This window comes from Arthrobacter sp. CAL618 (assembly GCF_000468215.1).
Lineage (GTDB): Bacteria > Actinomycetota > Actinomycetes > Actinomycetales > Micrococcaceae > Arthrobacter_D.
The window spans coordinates 19,280-27,097 of record NZ_ASZW01000215.1; the positions used below are offsets into that span (position 1 = coordinate 19,280).

Annotated in this window: 7 protein-coding genes; all 7 read left to right on the forward strand. The window is 62.5% G+C overall.

Annotated features, from left to right (window positions below):
• The first annotated feature begins 164 nt into the window (after nt 1-164).
• From K728_RS0112980 to K728_RS0113010, 7 genes are read left to right on the forward strand one after another with little or no spacing between them, the layout of a single operon-like run.
• The gene (locus tag K728_RS0112980; protein WP_024476989.1) at nt 165-1,658 is read left to right on the forward strand and encodes a fumarylacetoacetate hydrolase family protein; all 1,494 of its coding nucleotides are present in this window, start codon (nt 165-167) and stop codon (nt 1,656-1,658) included.
• Entirely contained in the window at nt 1,651-2,367 is a 717-nt protein-coding gene (locus K728_RS0112985) for a GntR family transcriptional regulator (protein WP_019482017.1), read from the forward strand. Before K728_RS0112980 ends, K728_RS0112985 begins: the two co-directional genes overlap by 8 nt.
• 28 nt (nt 2,368-2,395) lie before the next feature.
• The gene (hpaE, locus tag K728_RS0112990) at nt 2,396-3,928 is read left to right on the forward strand and encodes a 5-carboxymethyl-2-hydroxymuconate semialdehyde dehydrogenase (RefSeq protein ID WP_024476990.1); all 1,533 of its coding nucleotides are present in this window, start codon (nt 2,396-2,398) and stop codon (nt 3,926-3,928) included.
• 52 nt (nt 3,929-3,980) lie between these two features.
• Nucleotides 3,981-5,060 (forward strand): 3,4-dihydroxyphenylacetate 2,3-dioxygenase, encoded by a 1,080-nt coding sequence (hpaD, locus tag K728_RS0112995; protein ID WP_019482015.1) that lies wholly within the window; start codon nt 3,981-3,983, stop codon nt 5,058-5,060.
• 2 nt (nt 5,061-5,062) lie between these two features.
• Nucleotides 5,063-5,848 carry a 2-oxo-hept-4-ene-1,7-dioate hydratase gene (gene hpaH, locus K728_RS0113000; RefSeq protein WP_024476991.1) on the forward strand — a complete coding sequence of 262 codons (786 nt, stop codon included), beginning with the start codon at nt 5,063-5,065 and terminating at the stop codon, nt 5,846-5,848.
• Nucleotides 5,833-6,636 carry an HpcH/HpaI aldolase family protein gene (locus tag K728_RS0113005; protein ID WP_024476992.1) on the forward strand — a complete coding sequence of 268 codons (804 nt, stop codon included), beginning with the start codon at nt 5,833-5,835 and terminating at the stop codon, nt 6,634-6,636. The genes hpaH and K728_RS0113005 overlap by 16 nt, the downstream gene beginning before the upstream one ends.
• A gap of 24 nt (nt 6,637-6,660) precedes the next feature.
• Nucleotides 6,661-7,401, forward strand: coding sequence for a LysR family substrate-binding domain-containing protein (locus tag K728_RS0113010; RefSeq protein WP_019482012.1), 741 nt, complete (start codon nt 6,661-6,663; stop codon nt 7,399-7,401).
• The last annotated feature ends 417 nt before the right edge of the window (nt 7,402-7,818 follow it).

A 7,818-nucleotide genomic window follows, 5' to 3' on the forward strand; every position in this document is an offset into this window, starting at 1 on the left:
TCGAATGACGCTGCTCACACTGTACGACGGGTATGACCAGCGACACAACGGGTGCCATGATCATGGACTCTTGACGTGGTGCCGGTCACAGTGGGTAGTATATCGTATACGATTTCGTACATTGGGAATCGGAGAGAGAGTTCGACGACGACGAGGAGCGCGATATGACGATGGAGTCCACGACCGAGGCCGTGAGTGCCGAACTGCTGGCCCGCACCCGGAAGGTGATTGCGGTTCACATCAACTACCCCAGCCGTGCCGCGCAGCGAGGACGTATTCCGCTGCAGCCTTCCTACTTCCTGAAACCCTCCTCGTCCCTCTCGCTCGGATCGCTTGAGACGCCCGGTGTCGTTGTACGTCCGCTGGGCTGTGAGCTGCTCGGCTACGAGGGCGAAATCGCTCTCATTATTGGCACAACCGCCCGCAGGGTTAGCCCTGCTCAGGCGTGGGGCCACGTCCAATGGGTGACCGCCAGCAACGACCTGGGTGTTTACGACCTCCGCTACGCCGACAAGGGTTCAAACGTTCGCTCCAAAGGTGGCGACGGATTCACCCCGGTTGGGCCACGTTTGATTCCAGCGAATGACATCGATCCCACTGCACTGCGGGTGCGCACCTGGCACAACGAGGAACTCGTCCAGGACGACACCACTGAGGACCTGCTGTTTCCCTTCGCCCAGCTGGTCGCCGATCTGTCACAGCTCCTCACCCTGGAGGTAGGGGACATTATTTTGACCGGCACCCCGGCTGGTGCGTCGGTGGCGAATCCGGACGACATGGTGGACATCGAGGTCACCGCCGGTGCCTACAGCAGCGGGCGACTCAGGACCTGCGTGGCGGAGGGAACGACGCCGTTCGCTGACTTCGGCGCTCAACCCAAAGCCGATGACACTCAGCGGGAAGAAGCCTATGGGTCACGCGAGGCAGCCGGGCTGGAACCGGTAAGCCACGCGCTGGCACCTGAATTGAAGAAGAAGCTGGAGGGCATCGCCACCGCAACGCTGTCCTCACAGCTGCGCAAGCGTGGGTTGAACAATGTGAGCATTGATGGGTTGCAGGCAACCCGCCCTGACCGCCGAGTGGTGGGGCTGGCCCGCACCCTCCGGTTCGTCCCCAACCGGGAGGATCTCTTCACCACCCACGGTGGCGGTTTCAACGCCCAGAAACGCGCCATTGACTCGGTGAACGACGGCGAAATTCTCGTCATGGAGGCGCGGGGCGAAAAGGGTACCGGCACGGTGGGGGACATTCTGGCCATGCGAGCCCAGGTCCGGGGAGCGGCCGCCATCATTACTGATGGCGGTGTTCGTGACTATTCGGCTGTTGCTGATCTCGACATGCCAACCTACTTCGCCAACCCCCACCCGGCTGTCCTGGGTCGACGCCACATCCCATGGGACACCGATATCACCATCGCGTGCGGCGGAACGACCGTCCAGCCAGGGGACATCATCGTGGCCGACTCGGACGGCATTCTCGTCATCCCGCCGGCACTTGCTGAGGAACTCGTTGAGGACTGCATCCTGCAAGAGCAGGAAGAGAGGTTCATCCTCGAAATGGTCAAGCAGGGAAGCGGTGTGGACGGGCTTTACCCAATGAATGCCGACTGGAGGGCGAAATACGTGCAGTGGGTCGCCGACGGAGCAACACGTGGCTGACGCCGTCGTCGCACCGTCACTCGAGACCAGTGGCGGAGCCAGGCGCGGTGATGTCGAACCGGGAAGTAAGTCCGAGCGGGCCTACACCTCGATCAAATCCCGCATCATCGAAGGCTCCTTTTCACCCGGATACCGGCTGGTGCTAGCGAAAATCGCTGAGGATCTTGGCTTCAGCGTGGTCCCGGTCCGGGAGGCAATCAGGCGGTTGGAGGCTGAAGGTCTTGTGACGTTTGAACGCAACGTCGGTGCCACCGTCTCCGGGATCGACCCCACCGAGTACTTGTATACGATGCAGACTCTGAGCATCATCGAGGGGGCAGCGACGGCCCTGTCCGCACCGCTGATCGATTCGGTGGCGGTAGCCCGGGCGCGCGCGGTCAACGCCCAGATGCGAGAGTGCCTTGACCATTTCGACCCGGTCCGTTTCACGGCACTGAACCAGGACTTTCACAGCATCTTGTTTGAGCATTGCCCCAATCCGCACATCCTTGATCTGGTGCACCGCGGCTGGAACCGGCTGGCGGCGCTCCGGTCGTCCACGTTCAGGTTCGTTCCCGGGCGCGCCAAGGAATCTGTCCTGGAACACGAGGCGCTGCTGCAGCTCATCGAATCGGCGGCCAACGCCGACACCATCGAGCACGCCGCCCGCCGTCACCGCTCCGCAACCCTGGACGCCTACCTTGCGCAGGCCTCTGCTCCCATCGAATAAGCTCCACCAAATAGTCAGGAAGAAAACCATGACGTCCACCGTCCCTGAAACCACCCACTATGTACCGCAGGACCTGCCCACCCACATCCAGCACTACATCAACGGAAAGTTTGTCGATTCCGTCAGTGGGAAGACCTTCGACGTGCAGGACCCGGTGTCCAACACCAACTACGCCACCGCTGCCGCTGGGCAGAAGGAAGACATTGACCTCGCGGTCGCCGCTGCACGCGAGGCATTCGTCAACGGCCCGTGGCCGCGGATGAAACCCCGCGAGCGAGCCCGGGTTCTCAACAAAATCGCCGACGCCGTTGAGGCGCAGGAGTCCCGCCTGGCCGACCTGGAGAGCTTCGACACCGGGTTGCCCATCACCCAGGCGAAGGGCCAGGCCCTGCGTGCAGCCGAGAACTTCCGTTTTTTCGCTGACCTCATCGTGGCTCAGTTCGACGACGCCATGAAAGTCCCGGGTTCCCAGATCAACTACGTGAACCGGAAGCCGATCGGCGTCGCCGGACTGATCACCCCCTGGAACACTCCGTTCATGCTCGAATCCTGGAAACTCGCACCGGCACTGGCCACCGGCAACACCGTGGTCCTCAAGCCCGCCGAATTCACGCCGCTCTCCGCCTCCCTGTGGGCCCAGATATTCAAAGACGCCGGCCTCCCCGACGGGGTGTTCAACCTGGTCAACGGCCTCGGCGAAGAAGCGGGTGATGCGCTGGTCAAGCACCCACAAGTCCCCCTGATTTCCTTCACCGGCGAGACGACCACCGGGCAGACCATCTTCCGTAATGCAGCCGAGAACCTCAAGGGGCTGTCCATGGAACTCGGCGGGAAGTCACCCTGCGTGGTCTTCGCCGATGCGGACCTGGACGCGGCGATCGATTCGGCGCTCTTCGGTGTTTTCTCCTTGAATGGTGAGCGTTGCACCGCCGGATCCCGCATTCTGGTGGAACGCGGCATCTACGACGAGTTCTGCGACAAATACGCGGCCCGGGCGAAGTCCATCGTGGTCGGCGATCCCCACGATCCCAAGACCGAGGTCGGCGCGCTGGTCCACCCAGAGCACTTTGAGAAAGTCGCCTCCTATGTAGAGATTGGGAAGTCGGAGGGGCGGCTGCTGGCTGGCGGAGGCCGGCCGGACCACCTGCCCGAGGGCAACTACATCGCACCGACCGTGTTCGCCGACGTCGCTCCTGAAGCACGCATTTTCCAGGAGGAGATCTTCGGCCCGGTCGTCGCCATCACCCCGTTTGAAGACGACGACGAAGCGCTGGCACTCGCGAACAACACCAAATACGGGCTCGCCGCCTACATTTGGACGCAGAACCTGACCCGCGCCCACAACTTCTCCCAAAACATGGAAGCTGGCATGGTCTGGCTCAACAGCCACAACGTTCGCGACCTTCGCACCCCATTTGGCGGGGTGAAAGCGTCGGGTCTGGGACATGAGGGCGGCTACCGGTCAATCGACTTCTACACCGACCAGCAGGCAGTTCATATCAGCCTCGGCGCTGTCCACACTCCGAAGTTCGGCAGCATCGACGACGCACCCAAGGGCTGACCCCCTTCCCCAGGCACCTCCCCCGCGCCCTGCTCAAAGAAGAGAGACCATCATGACAAACTTCGTCCCCACCCCCACTGCTCCGGCCCCCGACATTGTCCGTTGCGCCTACATGGAAATCGTCGTAACTGACCTCGTGAAGTCGCGTGAGTTCTACGTCGACGTCCTCGGTCTGCACGTCACCGAAGAAGACGACAACAACATCTACCTGCGCTCCCTTGAGGAGTTCATCCACCACAACCTGGTGTTGCGGAAGGGGCCGGTGGCCGCCGTCGCCGCCTTCGCCTACCGGGTCAAGTCGCCGGCGGAAGTGGACGCCGCCGAGGCGTATTACACGGAACTTGGTTGCCGGGTGGAGCGCCGAACGGAGGGGTTCACCAAGGGCATTGGCGATTCCGTCCGCGTCGAGGACCCACTTGGCTTCCCCTACGAATTCTTCTACGACGTCGAACATGTGGAGCGCCTCACCCAGCGCTACGACCTCTACTCTGCCGGCGAGCTGGTGCGCCTGGATCATTTCAACCAGGTCACCCCTGACGTACCGCGGGGACGCAAGTACCTCGAGGACCTCGGCTTCCGGGTCTCTGAGGACATCCAGGATTCCGATGGCGTGAGCTATGCGGTCTGGATGCACCGTAAACAGACGGTGCACGACACCGCACTGACCGGGGGCAACGGTCCACGGATGCACCACGTCGCCTTCGCCACCCATGAGAAGCACAACATCATCCAGATCTGCGACAAGATGGGCGCCCTGCGCATCTCGGACCGGATTGAACGCGGCCCCGGCCGGCACGGCGTGTCCAATGCTTTCTACCTCTACATCCTTGACCCGGACGGGCACCGCATCGAGATCTACACCCAGGATTACTACACCGGCGACCCGGACAACCCTACGGTCACGTGGGACGTCCACGACAACCAGCGCCGCGATTGGTGGGGCAACGCCGTCGTCCCCTCCTGGTACAGCGAAGCCTCGCTGGTCCTGGATCTCGATGGGAATCCCCAGCCCGTGATTGTGCGTGAGGAAAAGAGCGAAATGGCGGTGACGGTCGGTGCCGACGGGTTCTCCTACACCCGCAAAGACGATGATGGTGCCGAGCAGGGGTTCAAGTTGGGGGCGCAGCTGTAGCCATGCTGGATGCCACAACCATTGAAGCCATTGCCGATGAGCTGGTCGAAGCCGGGCGCAGCCGCACCCCGGTTCCGCGGCTGACGGCCCGCTATCCGGACATGACCGTTGAGGACGCCTACGCGGTGCAGCAGCTGTGGCGTCAACGCAACGAGGCTGCCGGGCGAACGCTGGTGGGGCGCAAGATCGGCCTCACCTCGAAGGCCATGCAGGCGGCCACCGGCATCACCGAACCCGATTACGGAGCCATCTTCGACGATATGGTGCTGGACACCGGCTGCTCGGTGGACTGGGATCGGTACACCCATCCGCGGGTCGAAGTGGAACTGGCGTTTGTGTTGAAGCAGGATCTGTCGGGACCAGGGTGCACCATCTTCGACGTGCTGAATTCCACCGACTACGTGGTCCCCGCCCTTGAAATCCTGGATTCCCGGATCGAGATGGAGGGTAGGACCATCGTTGACACCATTTCGGACAACGCGGCGATGGGCGCCATGGTGGTGGGTGGTCGTCCGGTGAGGCCGGACGCCGTCGACCTCCGTTGGGTAGCCGCAATCCTTTACAAGAACCAGACGGTCGAGGAAACCGGCGTCGCAGCTGGAGTGCTCGACCACCCGGCGGCCGGTGTTCACTGGCTGGCCAACAAGATTGCGGCCCACGGTGACAGTATGAAGGCCGGTGACATCATCCTCGCCGGGTCCTTCACCCGCCCACTGTGGGTCAATAAGGGTGACACTATCCACGCCGACTACGGACCGCTGGGAGTAGTGACATGCCACTTCCACTAAACGACACGTTTCGTGTAGCGCTCGCCGGGGCCGATCGGCCGCTAACTGGCATGTGGGTGTGCTCGGGAAGCCCCTTGATCGCCGAGCTCTGCGCAGGAGCTGGCCTGGACTGGCTCCTCATCGACGCTGAGCACAGCCCAAATGGGCTGGAATCCATTCTTGCCCAGCTCCAGGCCGTTCACGGCTACCCAGTGCATGCAATGGTTCGTCCCCCGGTGAATGACACAGTGCTCATCAAGCAGTATCTGGACCTGGGGGTGCAGAATCTGCTGATCCCGATGGTCCACTCGGTGGCTGACGCTGAAGCAGCAGTTGCGGCTACCCGGTACCCGCCGGGTGGTGTGCGGGGTGTTGGATCGGCGCTGGCGCGGGCTGCCCGCTGGAACCGGGTTCCCGATTATCTGGCCGTGGCTGATGAGACCATCAGCGTGACGGTACAGATTGAATCTACCGCCGCCGTCGCCGCCGTCGAGGCGATCCTTGCCGTTGACGGTGTTGACGCAATCTTCGTTGGCCCCTCGGACCTCGCTGCGTCCATGGGCGTGCTGGGCCAGCAGGAGCACCCCGAGGTGCGAACCGCCGTCGAACACTGTCTCGCAGCTGCACAGAAGGCTGGAAAACCGGCCGGAGTGAACGCCTTCAACCCCGCTACCGCACGCCACTATCTGGATGTCGGAGCCAGTTTCATCCTGGTGGGTGCCGACGTCGCCCTGCTGGCTCGTGGGTCGGAGGCACTGGCTGCCCAGTTCATTCCGGCGCCCGACGACGATTCGCCCGCAAGCTACTGACCTCCCGTGGGTTAGTGTGATCAGATGTCCGAGCCCCAGCCCAGCGTCCTCACCGTCGGCTTTGTCCCCGGTGTGACACCCGGGAAATGGGTCAGCCGGTGGCGCGACAGGTTTCCAGCAAAACCACTGGAAACCCGTGAGTATGAAGCCGCCAGCCAAGAGGAGGCTCTGCGCGCAGGCACGGTTGATCTCGGTTTCGTCCGTCTCCCGGTGGACCGCGAAGGCCTCAGCGTGATTCCCCTCTATGAGGAGCAGCCGGTGGTGGTGGCGGGCAAGGACCACGAATTGTCACTGTTCGACGAGGTTCCCCTCGCCGAACTGGCCGCCGAGAACCACCTTGATGTGATTGCCAATGGTGGCGAGAAGGCCACCATTGAACTCGCGGCAACGGGTGCCGGTGTGGTGATTGTGCCCATGTCGATTGCACGCCTCTACGCCCGCAAAGACGCGGTCCACCGGCCCGTTCTCGATGTTCCGGCCACCACAATTGCCGTGGCCTGGCTTTCAGAGAACACCGCCGAGGACATCGAAGAGTTCATCGGCATCGTCAGGGGGCGCACTGAACGAAGCTCGCGGCAGCCCTCGGCCAAGGAACCTGAGAAAAAGGAAAAGAAGGCGCAAAAGGCGGCAAGCAAAAAGCAACCGTCCGCGCGTTCCTCAAAGCCCACGCAGAAAGCCGGTGGGCCCAAGAAGCCGGCAGCTGGGGGTAAGAAGCAGAACCCGCGCGGCCGGAAGCCCGGTGCCGGTGGGCGTGGCCGCCGCTAGACGTCAACACGCCCTAGCCAGCCTTCCCGCTGCCCTTTCCATCCCTTACCCCTTCCTTCGCCGAGACGGTAGATCCGGTGAGCTAACGGGCGAACAGGTCGCCACATCTCACGGTTTGGCGGGTGGTAGCGGGCGGTCCGGGACTGGGTCTTCGGTGCCTGAATTCCGGTGCTGAAAAATAGTTGAAAAAAGTTTTCCTGGGGGCCCTGAATCGGCCCCTATTTTGTCATTACTGTCAGTGCTCGATGATGGAATGGAGGTATGAAAAGCAGTAAAGCCTCTGCTACCGGATCGGCATTCTTCCCCGATTCCGGCCCCGATTCCGCTTCTGATAGCGGGTCCGCGAACACTGCCTCGGGTGCCTCGGGTGCCTCGGGTGCCTCGGGTGCCTCGGGTGCCTCGGGTGCCTCGGGTGCC